Consider the following 25,965-nt stretch of genomic DNA (forward strand, 5'->3'; position numbering starts at 1 on the left):
TTTTGAATGTTAGGCAGCCTGAAAACGAGTTCACGAGCTTCTGCGAAGCTAAAACCGTTTACTTCGTTTCAGGCTGCCTTTTAATCCAAAAAATCATCGTGTTCTAAATAGTGCATGATGCTTTCGGCAATTTCTGCCAGCGTGTTTTCGCCGCGATGCGCTTGTAAGTTGGTAACAATATCGTCAAAGGTGGCGGGTTCTAAAAAAACACCAGAATTCGTCGCCCTCTTCCCACGCATCTTCTTCGGCTTGGTTGGTGGTGCAGCGAAATTCGCAAGTGAGCAATGCCTCGGCGGTATCGGCATCCGTGGCGTAGATAAAGCCGTAGTGGAAGTCGTCTAAAATTTCTGGGTAACCATCCACCAATGCTTGCAAACCGTGAAATACTTTCATTGCGTATCCTTTTTGTAAACAGATTTTCAGGCTGCCTCTATGGTTGGGCAGCCTGAAAAGGGTTGTTTAACCTGCGCACTTACAAGCGTGGGTATGGCGGCGCAACGCCATGAAAACGGCTTAATCCATAACGCAAGCCGTTTTCAGGCTGCCTCTGTGTGCTGATGCAGCCTGAAAACGGATAAACCTGCCAAAACGGTTTCAGGCTGCCAATGGGGCGAGCAGTTTGGCAAAGGCTTCTTCAAACTGCTTCAAGCCGTCGTTTTGCAGGCGCGTTGCCAGCGTTTCCACGTCTATGCCCAGCTTTTCGACTTCGGCAAGCTGCGCCAGCGCGGCGGGGATGTTTTCGGGCAGGGTGCGCGCGGCGGTGCCTGTGGCGATAAAGGCTTTGAGCGTGGCATCGGGCACGGTGTTCACCGTGTGTTCGCCAATCAGCGCGTCCACATACAGCGTGGCGGGGTAGTCGGGATTTTTCACGCCGGTGGATGCCCACAGCAGCGATACGCGGTGTGCGCCTTGCGCGGCAAGCAGGGCAAACTCGGGGCGGGCAAAATAATCTTGCCAGTCTTGGTAGGCGGCTTTGGCAAGGGCGATGGCGATTTTGCCACGCAGATGCTCGGGCAGCGTGCCATCTAATGCGTTATCAATGCGCGAGATAAAGAAGCTGGCAACCACTTGAATGTGCGCGAGATTGCCGCCGTTGGCAGCAAGTTGGGTTAAGCCTGCGGTGTAGGCGGCGTAGGCTTTAAGTGTTTGTTTACGCGAAAATAATAGGGTGAGGTTCACGTTGATGCCGTTGGCGACGAGGGTGGTGAGTGCTTCCAAGCCTGCGTCGGTGGCGGGGATTTTTATCATGGCGTTGGGGCGGTTGATGGCTGCCCACAGGCGTTGCGCTTCGGCGATGGTGCGCTCGGCATCGTGCGACAGCTCGGGGGAAACTTCTAGGCTCACAAAGCCTGTTTTGCCGCCCGTGCTGTCGTATTCGGCGCGGCACACGTCGCAAGCGGCTTGCACGTCGGCGATGGCGAGGGTTTCGTAGATTTCTTTGGCGGTTTTGTTTTGTTGTTTCAGGGCTTCAATTTCGGGAATATAGAGCGCGTCGCCGGAAAAGGCTTTTTGGAAGATGGCGGGGTTGGAGGTTACGCCGCATACGCCGTCGGCAAGAAACCGGGCGAGTTCGCCGCTTTGCACCAGGCTGCGCGAGAGGTTATCCAGCCAGATTTGTTGCCCGAGTTGTTTGACTTGTTTGATGGTGGTCATGCTGTTTTCCTTTGCTGTGGCGTGAAAAGGGGCAATCGTAAAGGTTTTTTTACAATTTGGGTAGGGGCGGTTGGCTGGGGGATGATTTTGGCTACGCTGAACTGCGTTTCAGGCTGCCTTATGGCGGGTGCATAGGCAGCCTGAAAACGGTAAAGCACAAACAAAAAAGCGTTTCACCATCATGGCAAAACGCTTTTATGCTGTAAGGTTTAACGAACGCCTGCGGCTTTCACATCGGCGATGTAGCCGTGGTCGTTGAGGCGGATGTGGCGGAACAGCCAGCCATCGCACATATCCAGCACTTCTTGCAAGGCGGTGATGTCGCCGTTTTCAAAACGCCCTTGCAGCTCGCCCATTTTTTTAATGAAATTGGCGTGCACTTTTTTGTGCGGCTCGGTCATGCGGTAATGCGCTGCTTCCAGCATTTTTTCTTCTTCGCCAAAGTGGAAAATGGTGTAGTCAATCAAATCTTGCAACTCTTTTTTGGTGGCTTCATAGTCGGCTGATTTGAACGCGTCATCCAGCTTGTTGAAGTGGTCAACCAAGATTTGATGTTGTTCATCTACGTCGGCAAAGCCTGTGTTCAGGTCTTGTGTCCAATATACCAGTGCCATGATTTTGTCCTTTAATATTGTATGGTGAGTTAAACGATTTCCTATCTCCAAAATTATAGGAAAATCACTGTTTTGCGGTGATTTCGTTATTATCATCCAGCCGTTGTATTCATACAATATTATTTTTTAGGCATAGGCTCTAATCTACGCTATATGGTTGTTTTGCTTTTGATTTTTTGCGGGCGAATTTTTGCCAAACTGTTGTGATAAAATCTTGTTTTTAGTCAAATAATTCTCATTTGGAACAGCAGATTGGTGTATAGCAAATGATATTAAGTTTCGCTAACGCTATTTGGTGGTTTTAAATGAATGGATATAAATAGAGGTGGCAATGGTTCATCAGTATCTTTTATGGGCGCGCGATGCGTTGGCGAGCGAGGCGGCGGCGATTGGGGAAGTGTCGGCGGGCTTGGGCGCGGATTTTGTGCGCGCGGCGGAGGCGGTGTTGGCTTGCCGCGGGCGGGTGATTGTAACGGGCATGGGCAAATCGGGGCATATCGGGCGCAAGATGGCGGCAACCTTGGCTTCCACGGGCACGCCTGCGTTTTTCGTGCATCCTGCCGAGGCGGCGCATGGCGATTTAGGCATGATTGTGGATGGCGATGTGGTGCTGGCGTTGTCTAATTCGGGCGAGAGCGATGAGATTTTGGCGATTTTGCCTGCGTTAAAGCGCAAGGACACGGTGTTGATTGGCGTGTCGTCGAACGCGCAATCCAGTTTGGCGCAGTTTGCGGACATTCATATTCGGGCGGCGGTGTCGCATGAGGCTTGCCCGCTCAACCTTGCGCCCACTTCCAGCACCACGGCGGTGTTGGCGCTGGGTGATGCGCTGGCGATTGTGTTGCTCAAAGCACGACGGTTTACTTCGGAGGATTTTGCGTTGAGCCACCCTGCGGGGAGCTTGGGGCGGCGTTTGCTGCTGACGGTGGGGGATTTGATGCACGCGGGCGCCGAGTTGCCTGCGGTGGCGGAGCAAACGTTGCTGAAATCGGCGATTGTTACCATGAGCGAGAAGGGCTTGGGGATGCTGGCGGTGGTGGACGTTTCAGGCTGCCTCAAAGGCGTGCTAACGGATGGGGATTTGCGCCGTTTGTTTGAAGTGCGTGATTCGTTTGCAGGGCTCACGGTGGATGATGTGATGAAGCGCGAGCCGAAGTTTATTGCGCCCGATAAGCTGGCGAGCGAAGCTTTGCGCATGATGCAAGAGAAGCGGATTGGCGGGCTGTTGGTGTGCGATGAAGGGACGCATTTGGTGGGCGCGCTGAATATGCACGATTTGCTTAAAGCGCGCGTGGTTTAAGGGTTTTCAGGCTGCCTATTATGCGCATCAAGGCAGCCTGAAAAACGGAATATGGTTTTTGTGAACAAGATAGGATGAACGATGCAGGCACTGATACTCGGCGCGACGGGCGCAACAGGACAAACACTCACGCAGCAGCTTTTGGCGGATGCGCGTTTTCAATCGGTAACGGTTTTTGCGCGCCGCGAGCTGGCGTTGGCACACGACAAACTCACCACGCATATTGTGGATTTTCGGCAGCCTGAAACGTGGCAAGACAAGGTGCGCGGCGATGTGTTGTTTTCTTGCTTGGGTACAACCATCAAAGCTGCGGGCAGCCAAGAAGCGATGTGGGCGATTGACCACGATTTGCAGCTTGCCTTTGCCCAAGCCGCGCAACGCAACGGCGTGCCGCGTTATGTGTTGGTGTCGGCGCAGATGGCGGATGCCAACGCCCGCGCGTTTTATTCGCGCATGAAAGGCGTGTTGGAACAGGCGGTAACGGCGTTGGGCTTTGCGCACACGGCGATTTTGCGCCCGCCTGTGCTGTTGCGCCCCGATAGCGATCGCGCGGGGGAAATTTGGGCGGCAAAAGCGTTGGCGGTGTTTAATGCGCTGGGCTTGCTGCGCGCGTATCAACCGCTGCGGGTGGAAGATTTGGCAGCGGCGATGATTGCGGCAAGCCTGCGCGATGAACGGCTGCAGATTTGGGAAGCGCGGGAGATTCGGGACGTGTTGTTAGCACAGGCAGCCTGAAACCTTTGCCACCAACGGCAGCCTGAAATCTAAAATGGCACGGCAGCTCGCCGCCAAATGGCTGATTAAACGGAGCATGACTCAAACAGAGCATAACGGGTTTGCCAAGATGTCGGCGAACCGCCGACGCGCCATCGCTTGCAGGTTTTGCACAGGCAGCCTGAAAAACCGTCTCGCCCCGCTCAAACAGCAAACGCAAAAAAACACGGTCATCATCCGATAACCGTGTTTTTGTTTTGCGCCGCACCCGACAAACGCGCCAAACGGCGTTTCAGGCTGCCTAAACGCGCGGCTTCACCACCCGCCGCGGTAACGGCGGTAACGGCGGCGGTAACCGTCGTCATAATCGTCGCGATAACGGCGGTAGCCGTTGCCATAGCGCATATCGATGCGGGTGCGGTCGTTGCCCCAGCCGTAGCGGATATTGAAGCCGTTGTCGGAATCGTAGCGGTAACCGTAATCGCGGTAGCGGCGGCTGTCGCGGCGGTAATCATCATAATCGCGGTAACGGCGGTCGTAGCGATAGTCGTCATCGTATCGCCCGCGCCGTTCGTATGCGCGGTCGCTGCGGTCAATGTCTATTCTGCTGCGGTCAAGCTCAATCCTGGGGCTGTCGTCGCCGTAATACATTAATTCTGCGCTGGCGGCGGTGGCAAGCGTGCCCAGTAGCAAGGCGAATAGGATTCTTTTCATCGTGCGTCCTCTCGGAAAAATGGGGGTGCTTTGAATAACCACGGCGGGCATTGCGGCGAACTGCGTCTTTATCGCAAAACCTGCGTTTGCAATCATCGTGTGCTTGTAAACGCAGGTTTTAACAGCAAAAGGGGGCAAACAACACCCGCCAAAGTTATCCAAAAGCGGCTTTATTTTAGCGCAAGCCGTTTTCAGGCTGCCTGAAAATTACATTTCATTACGCGAGATAACGTTCAGCCTTGCGCCATAAACCGCTTGATTGCGCCCATTTGCCGCTACATTTCGCCCTGTTGCAGCCGCGTGAGCAGCACATCGCAGCAGGCGGTAAGAATATCGCGCGTTTCGTTGAAATTGCCTGTGTACCACGGGTCGGGAACGTGGTCGTAGCCGCTGCCTTTGGGCAACAGGTCGGTGATTTTGAAGATTTTTTCAGGCTGCCTGCCGAAGAATTTTTCGGCATCGCGCAAATTGCTGTCGTCCATCACGATTAAGTAATCGTAGTCGTTCAAATCGCTTTTTTTGATTTTGCGGCTGACAAAATCTTGCGAGGCGATGCCCAGTCCGTCCAACACGTCGGCTGTGCCGCAGTGCATCCCTTCGCCGTCGTGCCAGCCTGATGTGCCTGCGCTGGCGGTGTGCACGGGGATGCCGCGCTCGGCCGCCATGCTGCGGAAAAGGTATTCTGCCATCGGCGAGCGGCAGATGTTGCCCAAACAGATAAAGAGGATTTTTTTCATCACGCGGTTTCCTAAATGCAAAATAGTTGGCATAAATTGTAAATGTATTTAAGGCAGCCTGAAAAACCTTTTTGCGCTACAATCGTGGCTTTCTTGCTCAACTTCATAAGGATAAAGCCATGTCTTTGCAACAGATTATTGAAACCGCTTTTGAAAACCGCGCCGAAATCACGCCTGCCAATGTGCAGCCCGAGGTGAAAGAGGCGGTGCTGGAAACCATGCGCCAGCTAGACAACGGCTCGCTGCGCGTGGCAGAACGCCGCGGCGTGGGCGATTGGTTGGTGAACGAATGGGCGAAAAAGGCGGTGTTGCTGTCGTTTCGCATTCAAGACAACGAATTGGCGGATGATGGCGTGAACCGTTATTTTGACAAAGTGCCGACCAAGTTTGCCAACTGGTCGCAGGCGGATTTTCAGGCTGCCGGTTTTCGCGCCGTGCCTGGGGCGATTGCGCGCCGCGGCAGCTTTGTGGCGAAAAATGCGGTGTTGATGCCGTCTTATGTGAATATTGGCGCGTATGTGGACGAAGGCACGATGGTGGACACTTGGGTTACGGTGGGCTCGTGCGCGCAAATCGGCAAAAACGTGCATTTGAGCGGCGGCGTGGGCATTGGCGGCGTGTTGGAGCCGTTGCAAGCTGCGCCCACGATTATTGAGGACAACTGCTTTATCGGCGCGCGCAGCGAGATTGTGGAAGGCGTGGTGGTGGAAGAAGGCAGCGTGATTTCCATGGGCGTGTTCATCGGGCAATCCACCAAAATTTACGACCGCGAAACGGGCGAAATTCATTATGGGCGCGTGCCTGCTGGCTCGGTGGTGGTTTCAGGCAGCCTGCCCAGCAAAGATGGCTCGCATAGCTTGTATTGCGCGGTGATTGTGAAAAAAGTGGACGCGAAAACGCGGGCGAAAACCAGCGTGAATGAGTTGTTGCGCGGGGTTTGATTGCTGCGTTGAATAATATAAAAACCTTGTTCTTTTTGGGAACAAGGTTTTTGTTTGTGGGAGCGGCGTTTCAGGCTGCCTGATTATCAAAAATAAGACCAATTCAACTGGCGTGTATCAAACTCAAATTGTTCTCTGCCATGATTAACAAATTCAAATTCTACACGCAACAATTTACTGTGTTTAAGTTGCGTAGCAAAACGAGAAACGGTGGTCTTTTCATCTGCAAGAAACAACGTATCGCCCAATGTTGCTTCGCCTTCCACTACAGACAAATTTTCTATTATCCCATTATCAAACTGCACGTTGATTGTGCAGCTATCCATGATTGAACAATGAAATACGCCGCCGTCCACCGTAAAGAAAACATCATTACCGTATTTGTCCCCTGAACGCAAATTCAATGCTACACGTGCCCTACCAATTGAGCCTACATCCGCTTTGGTGTCTGATATTAACATCGCAAAATGGCTGACTGTCCCGCGCATTTTGTCTTGGCTTTCTGAATATTTCCATTTGCTTTCAGGCTGCTTTGGTGCTATTGATTGGGTTTGCTTAGTGGGTGTATTACTGGTTGATTGATTCGTTGCCTGTTGAGATGATTTTTTTGTTCTACTGCTACATTCGCCTAATAACACAATCAAAATCATCAGTAAAAACACTACACCGCACGCTTTAATGATGCTATTTATCCAACGAGAAGCCGTGTTCATTTAATTCGCCTTTGGACGTGTAAACAACACCAACAACCCCAGTACCACATCACCCACTAGCCAAATTCCCCCAATCATTATCATGCCAATGCCCGTTCCGATTGCCGCACCAGCTTGCTGCGCATCAGAATTCGCGCTGCTAATCGCTTCACTGCCTGCGCCTATTCCGCCAATCATCCACCACAACATCAATAAATTAAATAAAATAAACGTCCATTTAATCAGTTTTCCCATAAACGAACGTTTTGCTTTGCGAAGTTGTGAACCACAAGACGGACATTTAAACGCTTGATCACTTACTTGATGGTCGCACTCTGGGCAGTTAATTAATGCCATATCAAATCCCTTTAACTAAATTAACGAAAGCTTGATAATATAGGCGCAACCTTTACCAATCCACATCAAAAAACGGTGGATAACTCATCATTTTTTGGGCTGGACAAGCCCTTGTTTTATGGAATTAGGCTAATGAATATTAACGATAAAATCCGAACATTGCGCGAATTTAATCATTGGTCGCAAGAAGAAATGGCAGAGAAAATGCAAATGTCCACCAATACTTATGCGCGGTTTGAGCGTGGCGAAACACGCTTGGATTTAAGCAAGTTGCAACGCATCGCCGCTATTTTCCAGCTTGATGTGGTGGATTTGATTGCGAACGAAAAACAAAACCTGTTTTTCCAGATTGGCGATGAAAACCAGCAACATAATACGAACTACAATAACTCATCTGCCGATATATTGAATGCCGAAATTGAAAAACTGAAACTAGTTATCCAACACAAAGACGAACTGTTAGCCCAAAAAGAAAGCGAACTAGCAACGTTTAAAATGATGTTGGAACTGTTGCAGCAAAAAATGAACGATTGAACACCAGTTTTCAGGCTGCCTTGATTTGCTAAGGCAGCCTGAAAATCATTTTAATAAAGCTCAACCATGACTCGCTACGCTCTCACCCTATCCTACAACGGCAGCGCCTTTTTCGGCTTCCAAAAGCAAGCCGCTGGCATCCCCACCATCCAAACCGCGCTGGAACACGCGCTCACACAAATTGCGGGCGAACCCATTGCCATCACCGCCGCAGGGCGCACCGACACAGGCGTGCACGCCACGGCGCAGGTTGTCCATTTTGACAGTCACGTCACGCGCCCGCTCACGGCTTGGGTGCGCGGCGTGAACGCGCATTTGCCCGATGGCATCGCGGTGTTGCATGCCCAAGCGGTTGCGCCCGATTTTCACGCGCGCTTTGATGCGTGCGGGCGGCGTTATCGCTATTTGTTGCAATCGGCATCCGTGCGCTCGCCGTTGCTGGTGGGGCGGGCGGGCTGGACGCACTATCCGCTTGATGTTGCCGCCATGCGTGAAGCGGCTGCGCTGCTGTTGGGTGAACACGATTTTTCCAGCTTTCGCGCCGCCGAATGCCAAGCCAAATCGCCGGTGAAAACGGTGTATGCGCTGGCGTTTTCAGGCTGCCCCAGTCTGATTAAAATCGATTTTCACGCCAATGCGTTTTTGCATCACATGGTGCGCAATATTGTGGGCGCGTTGGTGTATGTGGGCTGCGGGCGGCTGGCGGTGGGCGAGTTTGCCGAGATGTTTGCCGCGCAAAGCCGCTTAACCGCGCCGCCCACCTTTATGGCGGATGGCTTGTATTTCACGGGCGTGGATTACCCTGAGAAATGGGGGATTAGGCAGCCTGAAATGCCTGAATGGTTGTGAAGTGGTTTTATCTATGCAAAATGGGTTTTCAGGCTGCCTTATCGCCATCCCGATAACCCCGCCCCGCAAATCGGTTTACAATCGCCCTTTCCCCTTTCAGGCAGCCTGAAAACATGAACTGGACATTCAACCCCGTTAGCATCTTGCTGATTGTTTTTATCGCGCTGGGCTATTACAGCAAAAACGGCGCAATTTGGATTTCTGCCAGCGTGTTGCTGGTGGTGCAACAAACCGTGCTGATGCGCTATTTGCCGCAAGCCGACCGCCCGTTGATTAGCTTGGGCATTTTGATTTTAACTATCGGCATTCTCTCGCCGCTGGTATCGGGCAAGGTGCAACTGCCGCCTGTGGCGCAATTGTTTGACCTTAAACTGCTTGTTGCCGTGTTCACAGGCATTTTTGTCGCATGGCTGGCGGGGCGCGGCATCGGCGTGATGCAGTCGCAGCCCAATCTCATCATCGGCTTGCTGGTGGGCACAGTTATCGGCGTAACCTTTTTCAACGGCGTGCCCGTTGGGCCTTTGATTGCGGGCGGCTTGCTGTCGTTGATTTTTTTCCATAAAACTTAGGGCTTGCAAGCCAAACCATTTTCAGGCTGCCTTAGCCGCCGCGCATTAAGGCAGCCTGAAAACGCGTTCGCCAACTTCTGCCAAGCCCCCAACTCACATCTCACCCATCATGCAACTCACCCCCCTATTCCAACCCACTCCGCTCACATCGCTTCCACCGCTCTCGCTCTACATCCACATCCCGTGGTGCATCCAAAAATGCCCCTATTGCGATTTCAATTCCCACAAAATCAAAACCACGCTAGACGAGCGCAGTTACATCCAAGCCCTGATTACCGACCTAGAAACCGAGCTGCCGCACATCTGGGGGCGACCGATTGAAACCATCTTCATCGGCGGCGGCACGCCCAGCGTGTTCAGCGCAGAAGCGATTGACGATTTGCTATCGGGCATCCGTGCTCGCGTGAAAATCCAGCCCGAAGCCGAAATCACACTAGAAGCCAACCCCAGCACCTTTGAGCGCGAAAAATTCCATGGCTTCAAAGAAGCAGGCATCAACCGCCTATCCATCGGTGTGCAAAGTTTCAACGATGCCCACCTTGCCGCCATCGGGCGCATCCACAACGCCGCCGAAGCGCACGCCGCCATCGCCGCCGCCGTGCAAATTTTTGAGCGGGTAAACATAGACATCATGTATGCCCTGCCCCACCAAACCGCCGATGAAGCCCAAGCCGACGCGCAAGCCGCCATCGCCCACGGCACAAGCCACATCAGCGCATATCATCTCACGTTAGAACCCAACACCCCATTCGGGCATACCCCGCCGCAAGGCATCCCCGACAGCGAAACCGCCCAAGACATAGAAGACACCGTACACGCCGCCCTAGCCACCGCAGGTTATGCCCAATACGAAACCAGCGCCTTTGCCACCGCCCCCAGCCAACGCGCGCGGCACAACCTAAACTACTGGCAATTTGGCGACTACATCGGCATCGGCGCAGGCGCGCACGGCAAAATCAGCTACCACAGCCACATAGAACGCACCAGCCGCAGCCGCCACCCCAGCGAATACCTTGCCGCCATGCAAACGCAGCCTGAAAACGCCATCCGCCGCGCCCCCATTGCCGCGCAAGATTTGGCAGGCGAATTTATGATGAACGCCCTGCGCCTGATAGACGGCGTGCCCAGCGCATTTTTGCCCGAGCGCACAGGCATCAACGCCGCGCAAATCAGCCGCGCCATCCAAACCGCACAACAAAAAGGGCTGCTGGATGGCAACCCGCTGTATTTCCGCCCTACCCCGCTGGGGCAGCGGTTTTTGAATGATTTGATTGAGTTGTTTTTGTGAACAGGGTGGCGGGTTAGGGCAGCCTGAAAACGAGCGAAACGAGTTTCTGCGAAGCTAAAACGTTTTTTAAATGCGGTATTTAGATTTTCAGGCTGCCTATTTCATGCGGGCGACTTTGGTTAAACGATTGGCACAAACGATTGTTGTAAACACAATGGCGCAGATTAAGGCAGCCTGAAACGTCGTTTAGCGCGACACAAATGGAGCGACGACGGCTCGTCGCCAAATCGCGCGTTGAATTAGGCATTGCGCTTTGTTTGCCAAAATGTTGGCGAGCCGCCGACGCTCCATTGGCTGTTGATACGGTAAACAAAGGCAGCCTGAAAACGAGCGCAGCGCGTTTCGGCGAAGCTCAAACGTTTTTTAGCTGCCATTTTAGGTTTTCAGGCTGCCTCTGAGACTTTGCAAAGATTGCAGCGTGTAGCAATGGTTGATACTACACGGGGTGCAGGGGCTTGCCCCTGCTCGTGGTAGGCGGCGAAACGCCTGCTCTGGAAAAAATTAGCCGTGTTTACAAGGCAGCCTGAAACGCCATTCCGCCCAACCCAACCCCATTTACGCCATCCATTCACACCCCAAAGCCCATTTCCATCCCACCCCACTTTTCAGGCTGCCTAAACCCACCCCCCAAAAAAACCCCACCATGACCACCCAACCCAATCACCACCGCCTTCTCCCCTTGCTCCTTGCCACCGCCGTCTTTATGCACATGCTGGACGCCACCGTGCTCAACACCGCGCTGCCCACCATGGCAGCCGACCTGCACGAATCGCCGCTGCAAATGCAATCTGCCGTGGTTTCCTACGCGCTCACGCTTGCCCTGCTGATGCCGTTAAGCGGCTGGTTGAGCGACCGTTTCGGCATCCGCCAAGTGTTTTTTGGCGCGATGCTGGTTTTTGTGCTCGGCTCCGCCCTGTGCGCCGCCGCCGCCAACTTGCCGTTGCTGGTTGCCGCACGCGTGGTGCAAGGCATTGGCGGCGCGATGATGACCCCCGTGCCGCGCTTGGTGATGGTGCGCGCCTACGACAAAACCCAGTTGATTAACATGATGAATTATGTGGTGATGCCCGCGCTCATCGGCCCGATTATTGGCCCGATTGTGGGCGGCTACTTGGTGGAATACGCTTCTTGGCATTGGATTTTTTTGATTAACCTGCCCGTGGGGCTGGCGGCGGCGTATCTCACGCTCAAAATCATGCCCGTTTTCCCGCCCGTTGCCGCGCCGCGCCAGTTTGATTTGGCGGGGTTTCTGCTATTCGGCATGGGCGCGGTGGGGCTGAGCGTGGCGGTGGAAACGCTGCAACGCGCCGATGAAGCATGGCTGGCGGGCAGCCTGATACTGCTGGGCATCGCCTCGCTGGCGGGCTATGTGTGGCACGCCAAGCGTACCGATGCGCCGTTGTACGACAAAAACCTGCTCAAAGTCCGCACCTACCGCTTGGGGCTGCTGGGCAACCTGTCGGGGCGTATAGGCATGAGTTCGCTGCCGTTTATTCTGCCCCTGCTGCTGCAAGTGGGCTTTGGGCACAGCGCCACCGTGTCAGGCTGGGCGTTAGCCCCGATTGCCGCCGCATCTATTTTCGCCAAATCGCTGGTGAAACCGCTGGTTACGCGCTTTGGCTACCGCAAAATGCTGATGAGCAACACTGTCATCATCGGCGCGATGATTATGCTGCTCGCGCTGCCCTCCGCCAGCACGCCGCTTTGGCTGCTTACGCCGCTGCTGCTGCTTTTGGGCGCGTGCAACTCCATCCAGTTTACGGGCATGAACACCATCACGCTGGCGGATGTGCGCCCCTATCAAGCCGCCAGCGGCACCAGCTTGATGTCGGTAAACCAGCAGCTTGCCGTGGGCTTTGGCACGGCGATTAGCGCGGCATTGCTGCATTATTTTTCCACGCTGCCCGCTGTTTCGGGCAACGTGCAAACCGCGTTTCGCTGCACGTTTTTGGCGATTGGCGGCTTTACCTTGTTTTCAGGTTTGATTTTCGCGCGATTGCATCGGCTGGATGGCGAAAATTTGATTGAGCGGTAGGCGGGGATGCAAACCAAGGCAGCCTGAAAACGAGCGAAGCGGGTTTCTCGCCATTTGCTCGTTTTCAGGCTGCCTTTGCCAACAACCATAGGGAACGTCGGCGTTCGTTGCCAACGCGCCATCATCAGTTCCAACCAGCCGCACACGCCCCAAACCATACAACGGCAGCCTGAAACCGCATCCCCCGTTTTCAGGCTGCCTTTTCCCGTTTCATCTGCAACCCAACGCCATACAAAAACACCAGCACGCCCAGCCACACCAAGCCGTAGCCGATCAGCCGCGCCCCGCTCAATTGCTCGCCAAACGCCAGCCCCAGCAGCAGCTGCGCGGTGGGCGACAAATTTTGCAAAATGCCCAGCAGCGACAGCGTAATCCGCTTGGCGGCGGCGGCAAAGGCAAGCAGCGGCAGCGTGGTGGCGGCGCCCGATGCGAACAGCACGGTTTTTTGCAACGGCGTCAGCTCGCCGAACACCAGCGTGTTTTGCATGCCGCACCATGCCAAATAGCCCAGCGCAAACGGCAGCAGCATCAACGTTTCCAGCGTGAGCCCCGCCAGCGGCGGCATGGGCGCGAGCTTGCGCACCGCGCCGTAAAACCCGAACGAAAACGCCAGAAACAGCGAAATCCACGGGATTTGCCCCGCAGGCACCGCCAGCCAAGCGATGCCCGCCAATGCCAGCGCGATGGCGGCGATTTGCCACGCATTAAGCCGCTCTTTAAACAGCACAAAGCCCAGCAGCACGTTAAACAGCGGGTTGATAAAGTAGCCCAAGCTCGCTTCCACCACATGATGGTGCACAATCGCCCAAAGATAAATCAGCCAGTTTGCCGCAATCAGCAGCGACGACAGCGCAAACATCGCCAGAACTTTGGGCTGCCTGAACGCGACAACCAACGCCCTGCCCTGCGAAAACGCCAGCAGCAGCGCCAACGCAAACACGCTGGACCACACAATGCGTTGCGCCAAAATTTGTTCCGCAGGCATGGCGGAATGGTTGAGCGGATACCAAAACAGGGGGAACAAGCCCCAAATGCCGTAGCAAGCCAATGCCAGCCAGATGCCTTTGCGTTGTTCGGATAAGGTGGATAGAGACATAGCCAAATCGCCAAAAAAGCGCAATGGTACGCCTGCGCGGCGATAGCCGTAAAGCGGCAAAATCCGTATAATCCGCGCTTCGCTCTTTAACTGATTTCACTAAATGCGGCAGCCTGAAACCGTTTTCAGGCTGCCTCATCATCTCAATAGGAAACCCCATGGCCCAACAACTCAACCCCGCGCTCAACGTTGCATTCAAAGCCGCCCGCAAGGCAGGCGACATGATGCTGCGCGCCAGCAACAATCTTTCCAGCATCCGCGTCGACAACAAAGCGTTTAACGATTTCGTTTCCGAAGTGGACCGCCAATCCGAAGCCATCATCATCGAAACCTTGCAGGAAGCCTATCCGCACCACCGCATTTTGTCGGAAGAAGCGGGCGTATTGGGCAACGAGCGCGCCGAATTTGAATGGATTATTGACCCGCTGGATGGCACCACCAACTATCTGCACGGGCATCCGCAATACGCCGTCAGCATCGCGCTTTTAGAAAAAGGCGTGTTAAAAGAAGCCCTTGTTTACGCGCCCGAGCGCAACGAACTGTTTACCGCCTCGCGCGGCAACGGCGCATTGCTCAACGACCGCCGTATCCGCGTATCCAGCCGCGTGGAGCTAAGTCAATGCTTGATTGGCACAGGCTTTCCCGTGGTAGAGCAATCCATGCTGGACACCTATCTTGCTATTTTAAAAGCCTTTATTGAAAAAACTGCAGGCGCACGCCGCGAAGGCGCAGCATCGCTGGATTTATGCGCCCTCGCCGCTGGGCGCGTGGACGGCTTTTTTGAGTTCAACTTAAAACCGTGGGACATTGCCGCAGGCGCGTTGATTGTGCAAGAAGCGGGCGGCATCGTTACCGATATGCACGGCGAGCAGACTTGGCTGGAAACGGGCGACATTGTGGCGGCGAACCCCAAAGTGCTGGCGCAGATGCTGCGGATTATTGGCGCGCACGTTTAACGCCTTATCCGCCGCCATCGTGCAAACATGTTTTCAGGCTGCCTTATCTCGCGTAGGGCAGCCTGAAATCCGTTATCGCCAACCATGCAGCAACCTATTTCAGGCTGCCTCATTCTCCGCCGCCACCCCGCGCCCAATCTCCCGCGCCAACGCCACCTCGTTCCACTCGCCCAACTGCGCCCGAAACGCCTCAAACGGCATCAACTGCGAGCCGAAACGCGCCAAATGCGCCGTGTCCTGCTGGCAGTCAATCAGGCGGATGCCGCAGCGCGCCAGAAACGGCACGGCGCAGGCAAAGGCGATTTTGGACGCATCGGCGCGGCGGGCAAACATGGATTCGCCGTAAAACACGCTGCCGATTTGCACGCCGTACAGCCCGCCCGCCAGATGCCACCGCCCCGCCGCGTCGGGCAGCCAGCATTCAAAGCTGTGCGCGTGTCCCAAGCGGTGCAGCGCGGTGTAGGCAGCTTGAAAATCGGGCGTAATCCAAGTGCCGCCCTGCTCGGCGCGGGGGATTTGCGCGCAGGCGGCAATCACTTCGGCAAAGCAGGCGTTCACGCTGACGCGGTAGCTTTTGCGGCGCAGGGTTTTGGCGAGCGAACGCCCGATGTGCAGCCGCTCGGGCAACAGCACGGCGCGGGGATGCTGCGCAAACCAGTAAAACAAGCCGTGCTCGCTGAACCACGGGAAAACGCCCTTACGGTACGCCGCCAACAGCATTTCAGGCGTGAGCGCGTCGCTGACGCAGACCAAGCCGTCGTGCTTGTCGTGCGCGGGGGAATATTCGGGGAAAACGGGGCGGACGGCGGAAATAAAGGGGATGGGGTTGGGCATGGTTGGCGTTGGGGTGGAATAATGGTTTTCAGGCTGCATTTTAACGTTTTCAGGCTGCCTTAGGATGGATAGGCAGCCTGAAAACCTTGGCGAAGCTCCTGCGGCAGCCTGAAAAAGCAAAGCCGTTTGGTGTGGAGCCAAACGGTTTTTTTGAATAGCTTGATTTTCAGGCTGCCTTATCAGTAAAACAAAAGCGCGTAGGGTGGGCAACATTGCCTCTACCATTGTGGCGTTTCAGGCTGCTTTAATCGTTTCAAAGGCAGCCTGAAAATGGCGTGGCAAAGGCGGCTGATTGCCAAGTGGGGATGAATGGCGTGCTGTGGGTTGGCAAGATGTCGGCGAGCCGCCAACGCGCCATTGTAGCGTTTCAGGCTGAAACCGTTGCCAAATCTGCAACCGCTGGAACGTCGGCGGCTCGCCGACATTATTTTGGTAAATCAGTAATACCCTGTTTAATAAGCTATTTGGCGACGAGCCGCCGCCGCTCCATTTTAAATTTCAGGCTGCCTCTATTCACACGATAAGGCAGCCTAAAACGCAATCTATCCAGCAAACAATTGTTTATTAAAACGCCAAGCAGTTTGGTATTTTCAGGCTGCCTTACCAAACCAAAGGCAACCTGAAACCCACAATAGCACACCAGCAAAACCCTATTGCATCCCCCCTTTGGCAACAAGCCACCACCGCGCCATATTTCGCTTTCAGCCTGCCTAACGATCCCCTGAAACTGCTAAAATCCGCGCATTCTCCCCATTCCCCAGCCGCAATCGCCATGCTCCACACCGCCGCCCCGTTCTCCCTCTGGCTGCAACGCCAGCTCGCCAACCAAACGCTCAATCTTGATTTGCTCGCCCAATGGCTGCCGCGCCCGCTCACGCCCGACGATTACGCCCAATTTGCCCACTGGCAACAGCTGCAAGCCGAGGGCAACGAAGCCGAAATCGCCCGCCAACTCCGCGTCCTGCGCCGCCATGTGCTCGCCCACATCATCGCGCGCGACATCAACCGCCAATCCCCCCTCGCCGAAGTAACCCGTACCATCACCCAATTCGCCGACTTCGCCATCAACACCGCGCTGGACTACGCCCACGCCCACTATCAAGCCCTCTACGGCACACCCATCGGGCGGCACACAGGCGCCGAGCAGCATCTCACCGTTATCACCATGGGCAAAGCAGGCGGCTACGAATTAAACGTCTCATCCGACCTTGATCTCATCTTTACCTATCCCGAAAGCGGCGACACCAACGGCAAGCGCGAGCGCAGCAACCAAGAATTCTTCACCAAAGTGGGGCAAAAACTCATCGCCCTGTTGGGCGACATCACCGCCGACGGGCAAGTGTTCCGCGTGGATATGCGCCTGCGCCCCGACGGCGACAGCGGCGCGCTGGTGGCCAGCGAAACCGCGCTGGAGCAATACCTCATCACCCAAGGGCGCGAATGGGAACGCTACGCATGGTGCAAAGCCCGCATCGTAACGCCCCATGCCAACGACATCGCCGCGCTGGTGCGCCCCTTCGTGTTCCGCAAATATTTGGACTACAACGCCTACCACGCCATGCGCGCGCTGCACCGCCAAATCAAGCAAGAAGTGCAAAAACGCGGCATGGAACACAACATCAAGCTCGGCGCGGGCGGCATCCGCGAAATCGAATTCATCGCCCAAATCTTCCAAATGATACGCGGCGGGCAAAACCCCGGCCTGCAATTGAAAGGCACGCAAGAGACGCTGGCGAAACTGGGCGAGCTGGGCATCCTGCCCGAAGACACCGTCGCCCGACTGCTCGCCGCCTACCGCTTCCTGCGCGACGTGGAACACCGCCTGCAATACTGGGACGACCAGCAAACCCAAACCCTGCCCGACGATCCCGAACAGCAAACCCAACTCGCCATCAGCATGGGCTTTGCCGACTACGCCGCCTTTTCAGGCAGCCTGAAAACCCAACGCGATTTTGTAAACCAACAGTTCAACCAAATCCTCAACCCGCCCGAGCAGCCCGACAGCGAAGCGCAACACCCGCTTGCCGAGCTGTGGGACAACGCCGCCCCCAATCGGCAGCCTGAAAACGGGCGCGGCGAATTTCGGCGCAGCCAAAACGAGCTAGCCGCGCTGGGCTACACCGACAGCGCCCGCATCGCCGAACGCCTTGCCCACATCCGCCAAGGCAGCAAATACCGCCAACTCTCCGCCCAAGCCCAGCCGCGCTTTGATGCCATCGTCCCCCGCATGATAGAAGCCGCCGCCCGCCGCCCCAACCCCGATGCCACGCTGCTGCGCCTGCTGGACTTTCTCGACACCGTCAGCCGCCGCTCCGCCTACCTCGCCTTTTTGCAGCAATACCCCGCCGCGCTCAACCAAGTCGCCGAGCTGATGTCGCAAAGCGCGTGGGCAGCCGAATACCTGCGCCAACACCCCATTTTGTTAGACGAACTCCTATCTGCCCAACTGATGCAGCCCTTAGACTGGGCAGCGTTAGAAAACGAACTTTCAGGCAGCTTAAACGCCCAAGACGACACCGAAAGCAAAATGGACACCCTGCGCCGCTTCCAACACGCGCAAACCTTCCGCCTGTTGGTGCAAGACCTCGCCGGACAGTGGACAGTCGAAGCCCTGAGCGACGAACTCTCGCGCCTTGCCGACATCATCCTGCGCCAAACCCTGCACCACGCATGGCACAGCATCCCCAAAATCCACCGCCCCGACCCGCAATTCATCATCATCGGCTACGGCAAGCTCGGCGGCAAAGAACTCGGCTACACCTCCGACCTAGACCTCGTGTATCTGTATGACGACCCCCACCCCGAAGCCGCCAGCCTCTACACCAAACTCGCCCGCCGCCTGACCACATGGTTATCCAGCAGCACAGGCGCAGGCAGCCTTTACGAACTGGACCTGCGCCTGCGCCCCAACGGCGACAGCGGCTTCCTGGTCCACAGCCTCGCCGCCTACACCCAATACCAGCAGCAAAACGCATGGACATGGGAACATCAATCGCTCACCCGTGCCCGCTACATCTGCGGCAGCGCAGAGCTCGGCGCACAATTTGAACAACTGCGCCGCCAAATCATCGCCCAACCGCGCAACATAGGCAGCCTGAAAAGCGACATCCTCGCCATGCGCCAAAAAATCGCCGCCAGCCACCCCGCCGACAACCAAAACGTCAAATACGCACGCGGCGGCGTAGTGGACGTAGAATTTATCGTGCAATACCTCGTGCTGGCCCACAGCCATGAAGCCCCCGAGCTGCTAGAAAACTACGGCAACATCGCCCTGCTGGGCATGGCAGCGCAACGCGGCTTTATCCCCCCCGCCCAAGCCACTGCCGCCCAAAACGCCTACCGCCGCTACCGCCAAATCCAACACAACAAAAAACTGCGCGACCTTGCCCGCGCCGCCGTAAACGAAGCCCTGCTCGCCGATTATCAAGCGGTGAAAACGCTGTGGGCGGCGGTGTTTGGGGAGGCGGTTTAATTTGTTTTCTATGCAGAAGGCAGCCTGAAACCATCCTCCTATTTTCAGGCTGCCTAACGCTTCACAACTGTTTGATGCTGCTGCCCCTCCCATACGTCCAGCCGAACGGAACATCCTTTTTTCGGGAACAAGCGTGCGCTTGTCCGACGACGTGCGCAGCACGGCTAGTCTGCACGCGCCGAAAAAAGGATGCGCAGTGAGGGAAGTTCGCGCAGCGAACCTGCACGTCGGGGTCGCCTTTCTTTGCTTACTTTCTTTGGCGAAGCAAAGAAAGTAAGTCGCCCGCGCCGCGATAAGGCGCAAAGGCAAATGCATCACAAATGTTAGCCGAAGCACAATGAACAGTATATTGGCTTCGCTAAATTGGGTTTTCAGGCTGCCTCAAACCACCGCGCGCCAGCCCCGCCCCAAAACTATGCGATAATCGCCCCCGTCACGCTTTTCAGGCTGCCTCATCAACCACACCCAAGGCAGCCTGAAACCTTTGCAAACCGCAGTACCACCCATAGCGCGGCGGCATCGTTCCAACCCATAAAATCCTATTGAACTGCCATTGGGCAACGAGCCTCCGCCGCCGCTCCATATTCAGATTTCAGGCTGCATCAGCGGTTTGGCAAAAATTTCCGCCTGAAATCACCGCACCACAAGGACACCCCATGCTTATCCATCCCCAATTCAACCCCGTCGCCCTGCAACTGGGCCCGCTCGCCATCCGCTGGTATGCCCTCAGCTACATCGTCGCCTTCGCCCTATTTATCTGGCTGGGGCGGCGGCGCATCAAACAAGGCAACACCGTGTTCACCAAAGAAATGCTGGACGACCTGCTCACCTACGGCGTGCTCGGCGTGATTTTGGGCGGGCGCATCGGCTACATCCTGTTTTACAACCTCGGCGAATACCTTGCCCACCCGCTCAATATGCTCAAAGTGTGGGAAGGCGGCATGTCGTTTCACGGCGGCTTTTTGGGCGTGCTCTTTGCCATGTGGCTGTTTGCCAAGCGACGCGGCTTGCGCTTTTGGCAAGTGATGGATTTTGTTGCCCCGCTGGTGCCGACAGGCTTGGCATCGGGACGCATCGGCAACTTTATCAACGGCGAGCTTTGGGGGCGCGTAACCAGCCCCGACAACTTCTGGGCGATGGGCTTTCCGCAAGCCGCCGAAGCCGACCGCGCCCTTGCCGCGCAAAACCCGCAATACGCCGAATGGCTGCTGCAATACGGCAGCCTGCCGCGCCATCCCTCGCAGCTTTACCAATTTGCGCTGGAAGGCATCGCGCTGTTTGCCATCGTGTGGCTGTTTTCCAAGAAAAAACGCCCCGAAGGGCAAGTGGCGATGGTGTTTTTGGGCGGCTACGGCTTGTTCCGCTTTATCGCCGAATACGCCCGCCAGCCCGATGCCCAACTGGGTTTGCTCACAGGCGGGATGTCTATGGGGCAATGGCTGAGCCTGCCGATGCTGGTGCTCGGCATCATCGGCTTTGTGTATTTTGGCAAACGCAATCGCACGGCTTAACCCGCCTTTTTATCCACCCTTATTCAGAAGAACATTCCATGTCTTATTTCAAAACCACCACCGCTTGCGCCGCCTTGCTATTGCTTACCGCCTGCGCCAGCCATATCCCCAACACACCGCGCAGCAAAGCGCAAATTCAAGCAGGCACGCGCGCGCAAACCTATAAAACGCTGCTCCACGAAAACACCGCGCCCACCGCAGGCGGCGGCTCCATGCGCGTGGTAACGTATGCCGACAAAGAAACCCCCAATGCCAACCCCTACAACGGCAACCAACTCTATCTTATCCGCCCCTCCGACAGCAGCAAAATCGTTGCCCTAAAAACGCTGAAACTGCTCGCCACGCTCACCTCAGGCGGCTCGTATCAAAGCTCGGACAAGGAAGAGCTGGTGGGCACGCCCACGCAAATCCCCATCCAAGCCAGCCAAACGCTGCACAATTTAATCAAAGACGATTTATTCAAAACCTACCGCACGCTGCCCGCCGCCACCGAACAATACGACTTTATGATTGATTGGAAGCGCGTGTATTTGGTTTACGAAAAATACAACAACCAAGGCGACAAAGGGCTGTATCGCTTGGTGCAAAAAATCCGTTTCAGCAAATATTACGAAAGCGAAGACAACGTAGCCCATCCCCGCGCCTTTACCTACCAATGCGAACAGCGCAGCGCAGTGAAGCCGCTGAGTGAATGGCAAGCCAACCATTATCAAGCCGTGCAAACCGCCGCGCAGGCTTACGCACAAGAATGCGCCCAAGCGTTGTTGCACACCATTGCGCAGCAAAAAAACACCCCGCTTTATTAGCCCCCAGAGGCAGCCTGAAAACGAGTGAAGCGAGTTTCAGCGAAGCTAAAACGCCCTACCCCACTTTCAGGCTGCCTTTCGCCCGCGAGACCCACCCCCATGAACACCCTCCTCGTGCGCCTATCCAGCATGGGCGACCTTATCCACACCCTGCCCGCCATCACCGACCTCGCCCGCCACCGCCCCGATGTGCAACTGGACTGGCTGTGCGAAGCCGCCTTTGCCGACATCGCCCGCCTGCACCCGTTTATCCGCCGCGTGCACGAAATGCGCTGGCGATATTGGCGCAAACACCTGTTTCAGGCTGCCACCCGCCAAGACATCCGCCGCCTGCAACGCAGCCTCAAAGCCGCGCAATACGACCGCGTGCTAGACAGCCAAGGGCTCATCAAATCCGCCCTATTCGCCAACTTCGCCACCGCCCCCGTGCACGGGCTAGACAAACACAGCGCACGCGAACCCCTCGCCGCCCTGTTCTACCAACACCGCTACCCTGTTGCCAAAGACCAACCCGCCGTAGAACGCAACCGCCAACTGTTCGCCCAAGCCTTCGGCTACACCCCCCAAGGCACGCCCGATTTCGGCATCGCCATCCCCGCCGAAGCCGCAGGCAGCCTGAAAGATTTACCCCCCCGCTACCACGTCGCCCTGCACGCCACCAGCCGCGACAGCAAACTCTGGGCAAGCGAAAACTGGCACGCCCTGCTCACCCAACTGCACGAAACCGACCACCTGCCCGTGCTGCTGCCGTGGGGCAACGACAGCGAACGCGCCCGCGCCCAAGCCATCGCCGCCCAGCTCCCCTTCGCCCAAGTCTGCCCCCCGCTCACCCTGCTGCAAGCCGCCCGCCTGCTCGCCCATGCCCAAGCCGTCATCGGCGTGGACACAGGCTTGCTGCACCTTGCCAACGCCACCAACCGCCCCACCATCGGCATCTACACCGACAGCAACCCCGCCAAAACAGGCGTGCAAGAAAGCCCGTGGGCAGTAAACCTCGGCGGCATCGGGCAGCCGCCTAGTGTGAACGAAGTATTCAACGCCTTGCAACGCTGCTTGCAGAATAAAGAGGCAGCCTGAAAATCATTGCTAGCCGTAGGGTGGGCAACTCGTTGCCCACCACGTTTGCTAAAACAGCGTTTTCCCATTTTCAGGCTGCCTCTCCTTGTCCCAAAGGCAGCCTGAAATATTTTGTCGGATACGCAAAAAAGAAAACACATCATGCCCAATCAAACCAGCAAAACGGAAACGGTTTTATTCTTTTGCCAAGCAGTTGCAAGAAATCATGAAAAATGGGATGTTTTAATGATTTCAGGCAGAGTGAATTAAAAATAGCAGCAAAAAGCAGCCTGAAAAACGCCAAACCGCATTTTCAGGCTGCCTTAAAAAATAAAAACAGACTAACGGCGCACGCCGCTAAGTACCGCCATAATCAGCACCGCACCAAATACCGAAGCCACAAAGCCCGCAGGCTCGCCGATGGTGTACCAGCCCAGCTGCTGCCCCAGAAAACCCGCCACCACCGAGCCGAGTATCCCCAACCCCGAAGTCAGCCAAAAGCCCATTTTATTGTTGCCTGGCAAAATGGCACGCGCCACCAAACCGACAAAAAAACCGATAATAATCATACCAATAAAACTCATTTTATGCTCCTGTGCGGTGTGTAGAAACGCACACTATAAAGCAAAGCACCCCCCAGCGCAAAGGCAGCCTGAAAATCCGTCCGCATTGCAGATGCCCCCAAACCATGAAACTCCACCTCCTCTCCGACACCCCGCACCCCGAAGCCGATTTAATCGTCCACGCGGGCGACTTCGGCAACGGGCGCAGCGGCGCACAAGCCTTTCAGGCTGCCTGCCGCCGCGCGAACGGCGCATTGAACCCGCCGACTACATCGTCCGCTACGAAGCACAACTGCGTTTTATTGAACGCTTCCGCCACCAGCTGCGCACCATTGTGCTCACCCACTTCCCGCCGCATCCCGCCTGCATCGCCCCGCAGTATGCCGACTCGCCGCTCAACCCCTATTTCATCAACGATATAGACCTGAACGGCTTTGCCTACTGGCTTGCAGGGCACACCCACCAAGCCTTTGACGACGAACAAGACGGCTGCCGCATCATCATCAACCCGCTGGGCTACCCGAACGAAATCGGACAAAACGGCTACCGCAACGGCTTGCTGCTGGAACTGCCCGATTAGTCAAAGGCAGCCTGAAAATGGATTTTCCCGTTTTCAGGCTGCCTTTAAGCGTTTTTGTTATAGTCGCTCCAATTAAGTCTTATACAAGGCGGCGAGCCGCAGATAGTACAAGTAGTACAGCAAGGCGAGCCAACGCTGTATAAGGCTTAATTGGAACGACTATAGATTTCAGGCTGCCTCAGGGGTTTTGCAAATGTTTCAGCCTGAAAACCCTTTTTCCATCCCCGTAAGGAGCAACCCATGCAGCAAACCCTCCGCTACACCGACCCCAAATCCGACAAATTCTGGCGCATCGAAACCCTCGCCAACCAATTCGTCGTGAACTACGGCAAATACGGCACCAACGGGCGTTACGAAATCAAAGAATTCGACAATCCCGCCGAATGCGAAAAACAAGCCGCCAAACTCGCCGCCGCCAAGCAGAAAAAAGGCTACGCCACCGCCGCGCTGCCCGCCGACCACCTCTATTTTGACGACGAAGAATACGGGCTCAACCCGCTCACCAGCCACCCCACCTTCCGCCAATACTTTACCAACGAAGCCGTCTATTACAGCGAAAGCGACGAAGAAACCGCCTTCGGCAGCGACGACGGCGCAGACACCCTTTGCAGCCTGCAAGAAACCTTCCGCAAAGCCCGCCCCGTGCTGCAAGACTTTATCCGCCATGTGATTGAAGGCGAATGGGGCTTCCCCTGCCTGCCGCCCGTTGCAGGTCAAAGCGATGCCGACTTAAAAGCCCAAGCCGAGCAAGAAACCGACGGCTTGCAAGGCGCGCACTACCTGCTCGCTCACGACCGCGCCACCCTCGCCACCATACTCGGCGCCGTCAAAATCAGCGGGCGCGTGGACAGCCCTGCCGACATCGCCGCCGCCCTTGCCGCCGCAAACCGCATCGACCGCCTCGCGCAACTGCTGTGGGACGCGCCGCCCTCCGAAACCCTCGCGCAAATCCGCCAAGACTTAACCCGCTTTGCCGATGAAACCTTTGCGGGGTAAAGCGCAAAAGGCCGTCTGAAAAGCGTAGCGGCGTTGCGAAGCTAAACCCGTTTTCCCGTTTTGGCTGCGCAGAAGCCCGCGAACTCGTTTTCAGGCTGCCTCAAACCGCGCAACAGCCATATCAGCGTTTAAATCCAAAGCAAAGGCAGCCTGAAAAACAAAATCCCGCTTTCAGGCTGCCTAATGCTTCACGGCTGGTTGATACTGCTGCCCTCTCCCCATCGTGCAGATGGCGAATGCAGGTTCTTATCTTTGGCGAAGCAAAGAAAGTAAGCCGCCCGCCGCGATAAAGCGAAAGGGCAATCCCATCACCCATATCAAACGAAGTACAGCCAACGTTGTTTGAGGATTTTGCAAAGGCAGCCTGAAAACCGTTATTGCTTTTCAGGCTGCCTTGTATATTCAAAGCTCCACAAGGGGCATCATATCTAACAGTATCTTAGGCAACAAGCCATCATTTGCCGCAAGGCTGATAGCCCCTTACTTAAAAGAGTTAAGGGGCTTTTCTCATGAACATCGATCTATCCGTCCAAATCAAACGCAATGCCGAAAGCCAAAACTACCAGCTAAACATGCTAGTTATTAACGCAACAAACACAGGCGCAATAGAAACCAGCATTTGTCAAACCCTAGCCGAAGTTTGCGAAAGAGTAGCCCAGTTTGAAGCCAAGCATCTAAACATTTTTGAGCACGCGATTGATTACGAAAAAACCGACTGGCGACAACTCGCCCGTCAAAACCAACAAGCCGCAAAGAGAGAAGCAAGAAGATAGCGCAACGAAGAAAAGGGCGAATACGAGCATCTGGCTTTGGATTTTGCGAGGGTTTAGGCAATGAGAAAAATCATGCAAAGGCAGCCTGAAAAATGGCAGGGGCGGTATCTGTTGAAATGTACCCACGCGTTTAATTCGGTTTCGGAAATCCGTTACCTGATGTACTGCGACATCATCAAGCAAATGCCCGATGGCAGGTTGAAAATCAAGGTGTATGGAGAGCGGCACCGCTCGGCGGACGGCGAGAAAATTCGCTATGTGAATGCGGGGAAGGTTGTAGCCGCCAAAGCATACGGCGTGGAAAAATTAAGAAAACAGGGGTAAG

32 protein-coding genes are annotated in these 25,965 nt (G+C 55.5%); 18 read left to right on the forward strand and 14 right to left on the reverse strand.

The window, feature by feature from the left end; genetic code table 11:
- Positions 1-183: 183 nt before the first annotated feature.
- From JDW22_RS10315 to JDW22_RS10325, 3 genes are all read right to left on the reverse strand, one after another.
- On the reverse strand, positions 184-393 hold the full coding sequence (locus JDW22_RS10315) for a hypothetical protein (protein WP_200522986.1): 210 nt from the start codon (positions 391-393) through the stop codon (positions 184-186).
- Positions 394-594: 201 nt separating this feature from the next.
- The gene (gene tal / locus JDW22_RS10320) at positions 595-1,653 is read right to left on the reverse strand and encodes a transaldolase (protein ID WP_200522987.1); all 1,059 of its coding nucleotides are present in this window, start codon (positions 1,651-1,653) and stop codon (positions 595-597) included.
- 209 nt (positions 1,654-1,862) lie between these two features.
- Positions 1,863-2,267 carry a bacteriohemerythrin gene (locus tag JDW22_RS10325; RefSeq protein ID WP_003797534.1) on the reverse strand — a complete coding sequence of 135 codons (405 nt, stop codon included), beginning with the start codon at positions 2,265-2,267 and terminating at the stop codon, positions 1,863-1,865.
- Between the two features lie 331 nt (positions 2,268-2,598).
- On the opposite strand from JDW22_RS10325, the gene JDW22_RS10330 reads away from it, so the two are divergent.
- The 3 genes from JDW22_RS10330 (at position 2,599) to JDW22_RS10340 (ending at position 4,525) form a co-directional block, all read left to right on the forward strand.
- Positions 2,599-3,567: a KpsF/GutQ family sugar-phosphate isomerase gene (locus JDW22_RS10330; protein ID WP_200522988.1), complete on the forward strand. Its 969-nt coding sequence runs from the start codon at positions 2,599-2,601 to the stop codon at positions 3,565-3,567.
- An 81-nt stretch (positions 3,568-3,648) separates the two neighbouring features.
- Complete coding sequence (locus tag JDW22_RS10335) at positions 3,649-4,302, forward strand: NAD(P)H-binding protein (RefSeq protein WP_200522989.1); 654 nt, start codon at positions 3,649-3,651, stop codon at positions 4,300-4,302.
- Positions 4,303-4,336: 34 nt separating this feature from the next.
- Entirely contained in the window at positions 4,337-4,525 is a 189-nt protein-coding gene (locus JDW22_RS10340; RefSeq protein WP_200523047.1) for a hypothetical protein, read from the forward strand.
- On the opposite strand, the gene JDW22_RS14000 is transcribed toward JDW22_RS10340, so the two are convergent.
- From JDW22_RS14000 to JDW22_RS10350, 3 genes are all read right to left on the reverse strand, one after another.
- On the reverse strand, positions 4,515-4,646 hold the full coding sequence (locus tag JDW22_RS14000) for a hypothetical protein (protein ID WP_268884237.1): 132 nt from the start codon (positions 4,644-4,646) through the stop codon (positions 4,515-4,517). The two genes, JDW22_RS10340 and JDW22_RS14000, sit on opposite strands and share 11 nt — an antisense overlap.
- Positions 4,597-4,995 carry a hypothetical protein gene (locus JDW22_RS10345; RefSeq protein WP_200522990.1) on the reverse strand — a complete coding sequence of 133 codons (399 nt, stop codon included), beginning with the start codon at positions 4,993-4,995 and terminating at the stop codon, positions 4,597-4,599. The genes JDW22_RS14000 and JDW22_RS10345 overlap by 50 nt, the downstream gene beginning before the upstream one ends.
- Before the next feature lie 275 nt (positions 4,996-5,270).
- Positions 5,271-5,732: a low molecular weight protein-tyrosine-phosphatase gene (locus tag JDW22_RS10350; protein ID WP_003797545.1), complete on the reverse strand. Its 462-nt coding sequence runs from the start codon at positions 5,730-5,732 to the stop codon at positions 5,271-5,273.
- A 119-nt stretch (positions 5,733-5,851) separates the two neighbouring features.
- On the opposite strand from JDW22_RS10350, the gene dapD reads away from it, so the two are divergent.
- Positions 5,852-6,673, forward strand: coding sequence for a 2,3,4,5-tetrahydropyridine-2,6-dicarboxylate N-succinyltransferase (dapD, locus tag JDW22_RS10355; protein ID WP_003797550.1), 822 nt, complete (start codon positions 5,852-5,854; stop codon positions 6,671-6,673).
- 86 nt (positions 6,674-6,759) lie between these two features.
- Here the strand turns inward: dapD and JDW22_RS10360 are convergent, their stop codons facing one another.
- Together JDW22_RS10360 and JDW22_RS10365 are read right to left on the reverse strand one after the other, a co-directional pair.
- Complete coding sequence (locus tag JDW22_RS10360; RefSeq protein WP_200522991.1) at positions 6,760-7,386, reverse strand: hypothetical protein; 627 nt, start codon at positions 7,384-7,386, stop codon at positions 6,760-6,762.
- Positions 7,387-7,722: a zinc ribbon domain-containing protein gene (locus JDW22_RS10365; RefSeq protein WP_200522992.1), complete on the reverse strand. Its 336-nt coding sequence runs from the start codon at positions 7,720-7,722 to the stop codon at positions 7,387-7,389. It abuts the gene before it with no gap.
- Positions 7,723-7,854: 132 nt separating this feature from the next.
- On the opposite strand from JDW22_RS10365, the gene JDW22_RS10370 reads away from it, so the two are divergent.
- From JDW22_RS10370 to hemW, 4 genes are all read left to right on the forward strand, one after another.
- Complete coding sequence (locus JDW22_RS10370; RefSeq protein WP_200522993.1) at positions 7,855-8,256, forward strand: helix-turn-helix domain-containing protein; 402 nt, start codon at positions 7,855-7,857, stop codon at positions 8,254-8,256.
- 66 nt (positions 8,257-8,322) lie between these two features.
- Entirely contained in the window at positions 8,323-9,105 is a 783-nt protein-coding gene (truA, locus tag JDW22_RS10375) for a tRNA pseudouridine(38-40) synthase TruA (protein WP_200522994.1), read from the forward strand.
- Between the two features lie 113 nt (positions 9,106-9,218).
- Positions 9,219-9,674 (forward strand): DUF441 domain-containing protein, encoded by a 456-nt coding sequence (locus JDW22_RS10380; protein ID WP_200522995.1) that lies wholly within the window; start codon positions 9,219-9,221, stop codon positions 9,672-9,674.
- A gap of 109 nt (positions 9,675-9,783) precedes the next feature.
- Positions 9,784-10,962 (forward strand): radical SAM family heme chaperone HemW, encoded by a 1,179-nt coding sequence (gene hemW, locus JDW22_RS10385; RefSeq protein WP_200522996.1) that lies wholly within the window; start codon positions 9,784-9,786, stop codon positions 10,960-10,962.
- A gap of 79 nt (positions 10,963-11,041) precedes the next feature.
- Here hemW and JDW22_RS10390 read toward each other — a convergent pair whose 3' ends face one another.
- Both JDW22_RS10390 and JDW22_RS14005 read right to left on the reverse strand, forming a co-directional pair.
- Positions 11,042-11,209, reverse strand: coding sequence for a hypothetical protein (locus tag JDW22_RS10390; protein WP_200522997.1), 168 nt, complete (start codon positions 11,207-11,209; stop codon positions 11,042-11,044).
- On the reverse strand, positions 11,202-11,336 hold the full coding sequence (locus JDW22_RS14005; protein WP_268884238.1) for a hypothetical protein: 135 nt from the start codon (positions 11,334-11,336) through the stop codon (positions 11,202-11,204). The genes JDW22_RS10390 and JDW22_RS14005 overlap by 8 nt, the downstream gene beginning before the upstream one ends.
- Before the next feature lie 269 nt (positions 11,337-11,605).
- Between JDW22_RS14005 and JDW22_RS10395 the strand changes: the two genes are divergently transcribed.
- The gene (locus JDW22_RS10395) at positions 11,606-12,997 is read left to right on the forward strand and encodes a DHA2 family efflux MFS transporter permease subunit (RefSeq protein ID WP_200522998.1); all 1,392 of its coding nucleotides are present in this window, start codon (positions 11,606-11,608) and stop codon (positions 12,995-12,997) included.
- A 190-nt stretch (positions 12,998-13,187) separates the two neighbouring features.
- Here the strand turns inward: JDW22_RS10395 and rarD are convergent, their stop codons facing one another.
- Positions 13,188-14,093 carry an EamA family transporter RarD gene (gene rarD / locus JDW22_RS10400; protein ID WP_003797562.1) on the reverse strand — a complete coding sequence of 302 codons (906 nt, stop codon included), beginning with the start codon at positions 14,091-14,093 and terminating at the stop codon, positions 13,188-13,190.
- A gap of 158 nt (positions 14,094-14,251) precedes the next feature.
- Between rarD and JDW22_RS10405 the strand changes: the two genes are divergently transcribed.
- Complete coding sequence (locus JDW22_RS10405; RefSeq protein WP_200522999.1) at positions 14,252-15,049, forward strand: inositol monophosphatase family protein; 798 nt, start codon at positions 14,252-14,254, stop codon at positions 15,047-15,049.
- Positions 15,050-15,148: 99 nt separating this feature from the next.
- Here JDW22_RS10405 and aat read toward each other — a convergent pair whose 3' ends face one another.
- Both aat and JDW22_RS10415 read right to left on the reverse strand, forming a co-directional pair.
- Positions 15,149-16,096 (reverse strand): leucyl/phenylalanyl-tRNA--protein transferase, encoded by a 948-nt coding sequence (gene aat, locus JDW22_RS10410; RefSeq protein WP_407929585.1) that lies wholly within the window; start codon positions 16,094-16,096, stop codon positions 15,149-15,151.
- A 5-nt stretch (positions 16,097-16,101) separates the two neighbouring features.
- Positions 16,102-16,308: a hypothetical protein gene (locus JDW22_RS10415; RefSeq protein WP_200523000.1), complete on the reverse strand. Its 207-nt coding sequence runs from the start codon at positions 16,306-16,308 to the stop codon at positions 16,102-16,104.
- 347 nt (positions 16,309-16,655) lie between these two features.
- Between JDW22_RS10415 and glnE the strand changes: the two genes are divergently transcribed.
- The 4 genes from glnE (at position 16,656) to waaC (ending at position 22,749) form a co-directional block, all read left to right on the forward strand.
- Entirely contained in the window at positions 16,656-19,355 is a 2,700-nt protein-coding gene (glnE, locus tag JDW22_RS10420; RefSeq protein ID WP_200523001.1) for a bifunctional [glutamate--ammonia ligase]-adenylyl-L-tyrosine phosphorylase/[glutamate--ammonia-ligase] adenylyltransferase, read from the forward strand.
- A gap of 656 nt (positions 19,356-20,011) precedes the next feature.
- Positions 20,012-20,866, forward strand: coding sequence for a prolipoprotein diacylglyceryl transferase (lgt, locus tag JDW22_RS10425; protein WP_200523002.1), 855 nt, complete (start codon positions 20,012-20,014; stop codon positions 20,864-20,866).
- Between the two features lie 38 nt (positions 20,867-20,904).
- A complete protein-coding gene (locus JDW22_RS10430; RefSeq protein ID WP_200523003.1) occupies positions 20,905-21,672 on the forward strand; it encodes a hypothetical protein in 768 nt (255 codons plus the stop codon).
- Between the two features lie 99 nt (positions 21,673-21,771).
- Entirely contained in the window at positions 21,772-22,749 is a 978-nt protein-coding gene (gene waaC, locus JDW22_RS10435) for a lipopolysaccharide heptosyltransferase I (RefSeq protein ID WP_200523004.1), read from the forward strand.
- Between the two features lie 320 nt (positions 22,750-23,069).
- Here waaC and JDW22_RS10440 read toward each other — a convergent pair whose 3' ends face one another.
- Entirely contained in the window at positions 23,070-23,312 is a 243-nt protein-coding gene (locus JDW22_RS10440; protein ID WP_200523005.1) for a GlsB/YeaQ/YmgE family stress response membrane protein, read from the reverse strand.
- 91 nt (positions 23,313-23,403) lie between these two features.
- On the opposite strand from JDW22_RS10440, the gene JDW22_RS10445 reads away from it, so the two are divergent.
- The 4 genes from JDW22_RS10445 (at position 23,404) to JDW22_RS10460 (ending at position 25,964) form a co-directional block, all read left to right on the forward strand.
- Entirely contained in the window at positions 23,404-23,871 is a 468-nt protein-coding gene (locus tag JDW22_RS10445; RefSeq protein ID WP_235965485.1) for a metallophosphoesterase family protein, read from the forward strand.
- 240 nt (positions 23,872-24,111) lie between these two features.
- Positions 24,112-24,867 carry a WGR domain-containing protein gene (locus JDW22_RS10450; protein WP_200523006.1) on the forward strand — a complete coding sequence of 252 codons (756 nt, stop codon included), beginning with the start codon at positions 24,112-24,114 and terminating at the stop codon, positions 24,865-24,867.
- Between the two features lie 509 nt (positions 24,868-25,376).
- Positions 25,377-25,640, forward strand: a complete 264-nt coding sequence (locus JDW22_RS10455; RefSeq protein ID WP_200522512.1) for a hypothetical protein — start codon at positions 25,377-25,379, stop codon at positions 25,638-25,640.
- A gap of 60 nt (positions 25,641-25,700) precedes the next feature.
- Positions 25,701-25,964: a hypothetical protein gene (locus tag JDW22_RS10460; RefSeq protein WP_200522511.1), complete on the forward strand. Its 264-nt coding sequence runs from the start codon at positions 25,701-25,703 to the stop codon at positions 25,962-25,964.
- Position 25,965 lies beyond the last annotated feature (1 nt).

Source organism: Kingella bonacorsii, assembly GCF_016623605.1.
Classification (GTDB): domain Bacteria; phylum Pseudomonadota; class Gammaproteobacteria; order Burkholderiales; family Neisseriaceae; genus Kingella_B; species Kingella_B oralis.

What these genes read in the sequence shown, in the direction of transcription:
- JDW22_RS10315 (WP_200522986.1), bottom strand. Translation starts at nt 393, where the DNA reads ATGAAAGTATTTCACGGTTTGCAAGCATTGGTGGATGGTTACCCAGAA.
- tal (WP_200522987.1), bottom strand. Translation starts at nt 1,653, where the DNA reads ATGACCACCATCAAACAAGTCAAACAACTCGGGCAACAAATCTGGCTG.
- JDW22_RS10325 (WP_003797534.1), bottom strand. Translation starts at nt 2,267, where the DNA reads ATGGCACTGGTATATTGGACACAAGACCTGAACACAGGCTTTGCCGAC.
- JDW22_RS10330 (WP_200522988.1), top strand. Translation starts at nt 2,599, where the DNA reads ATGGTTCATCAGTATCTTTTATGGGCGCGCGATGCGTTGGCGAGCGAG.
- JDW22_RS10335 (WP_200522989.1), top strand. Translation starts at nt 3,649, where the DNA reads ATGCAGGCACTGATACTCGGCGCGACGGGCGCAACAGGACAAACACTC.
- JDW22_RS10340 (WP_200523047.1), top strand. Translation starts at nt 4,337, where the DNA reads ATGGCACGGCAGCTCGCCGCCAAATGGCTGATTAAACGGAGCATGACT.
- JDW22_RS14000 (WP_268884237.1), bottom strand. Translation starts at nt 4,646, where the DNA reads ATGACGACGGTTACCGCCGCCGTTACCGCCGTTACCGCGGCGGGTGGT.
- JDW22_RS10345 (WP_200522990.1), bottom strand. Translation starts at nt 4,995, where the DNA reads ATGAAAAGAATCCTATTCGCCTTGCTACTGGGCACGCTTGCCACCGCC.
- JDW22_RS10350 (WP_003797545.1), bottom strand. Translation starts at nt 5,732, where the DNA reads ATGAAAAAAATCCTCTTTATCTGTTTGGGCAACATCTGCCGCTCGCCG.
- dapD (WP_003797550.1), top strand. Translation starts at nt 5,852, where the DNA reads ATGTCTTTGCAACAGATTATTGAAACCGCTTTTGAAAACCGCGCCGAA.
- JDW22_RS10360 (WP_200522991.1), bottom strand. Translation starts at nt 7,386, where the DNA reads ATGAACACGGCTTCTCGTTGGATAAATAGCATCATTAAAGCGTGCGGT.
- JDW22_RS10365 (WP_200522992.1), bottom strand. Translation starts at nt 7,722, where the DNA reads ATGGCATTAATTAACTGCCCAGAGTGCGACCATCAAGTAAGTGATCAA.
- JDW22_RS10370 (WP_200522993.1), top strand. Translation starts at nt 7,855, where the DNA reads ATGAATATTAACGATAAAATCCGAACATTGCGCGAATTTAATCATTGG.
- truA (WP_200522994.1), top strand. Translation starts at nt 8,323, where the DNA reads ATGACTCGCTACGCTCTCACCCTATCCTACAACGGCAGCGCCTTTTTC.
- JDW22_RS10380 (WP_200522995.1), top strand. Translation starts at nt 9,219, where the DNA reads ATGAACTGGACATTCAACCCCGTTAGCATCTTGCTGATTGTTTTTATC.
- hemW (WP_200522996.1), top strand. Translation starts at nt 9,784, where the DNA reads ATGCAACTCACCCCCCTATTCCAACCCACTCCGCTCACATCGCTTCCA.
- JDW22_RS10390 (WP_200522997.1), bottom strand. Translation starts at nt 11,209, where the DNA reads ATGCCTAATTCAACGCGCGATTTGGCGACGAGCCGTCGTCGCTCCATT.
- JDW22_RS14005 (WP_268884238.1), bottom strand. Translation starts at nt 11,336, where the DNA reads ATGGCAGCTAAAAAACGTTTGAGCTTCGCCGAAACGCGCTGCGCTCGT.
- JDW22_RS10395 (WP_200522998.1), top strand. Translation starts at nt 11,606, where the DNA reads ATGACCACCCAACCCAATCACCACCGCCTTCTCCCCTTGCTCCTTGCC.
- rarD (WP_003797562.1), bottom strand. Translation starts at nt 14,093, where the DNA reads ATGTCTCTATCCACCTTATCCGAACAACGCAAAGGCATCTGGCTGGCA.
- JDW22_RS10405 (WP_200522999.1), top strand. Translation starts at nt 14,252, where the DNA reads ATGGCCCAACAACTCAACCCCGCGCTCAACGTTGCATTCAAAGCCGCC.
- aat (WP_407929585.1), bottom strand. Translation starts at nt 16,096, where the DNA reads ATGTTGCCCACCCTACGCGCTTTTGTTTTACTGATAAGGCAGCCTGAA.
- JDW22_RS10415 (WP_200523000.1), bottom strand. Translation starts at nt 16,308, where the DNA reads ATGTCGGCGAGCCGCCGACGTTCCAGCGGTTGCAGATTTGGCAACGGT.
- glnE (WP_200523001.1), top strand. Translation starts at nt 16,656, where the DNA reads ATGCTCCACACCGCCGCCCCGTTCTCCCTCTGGCTGCAACGCCAGCTC.
- lgt (WP_200523002.1), top strand. Translation starts at nt 20,012, where the DNA reads ATGCTTATCCATCCCCAATTCAACCCCGTCGCCCTGCAACTGGGCCCG.
- JDW22_RS10430 (WP_200523003.1), top strand. Translation starts at nt 20,905, where the DNA reads ATGTCTTATTTCAAAACCACCACCGCTTGCGCCGCCTTGCTATTGCTT.
- waaC (WP_200523004.1), top strand. Translation starts at nt 21,772, where the DNA reads ATGAACACCCTCCTCGTGCGCCTATCCAGCATGGGCGACCTTATCCAC.
- JDW22_RS10440 (WP_200523005.1), bottom strand. Translation starts at nt 23,312, where the DNA reads ATGAGTTTTATTGGTATGATTATTATCGGTTTTTTTGTCGGTTTGGTG.
- JDW22_RS10445 (WP_235965485.1), top strand. Translation starts at nt 23,404, where the DNA reads ATGCCCCCAAACCATGAAACTCCACCTCCTCTCCGACACCCCGCACCC.
- JDW22_RS10450 (WP_200523006.1), top strand. Translation starts at nt 24,112, where the DNA reads ATGCAGCAAACCCTCCGCTACACCGACCCCAAATCCGACAAATTCTGG.
- JDW22_RS10455 (WP_200522512.1), top strand. Translation starts at nt 25,377, where the DNA reads ATGAACATCGATCTATCCGTCCAAATCAAACGCAATGCCGAAAGCCAA.
- JDW22_RS10460 (WP_200522511.1), top strand. Translation starts at nt 25,701, where the DNA reads ATGAGAAAAATCATGCAAAGGCAGCCTGAAAAATGGCAGGGGCGGTAT.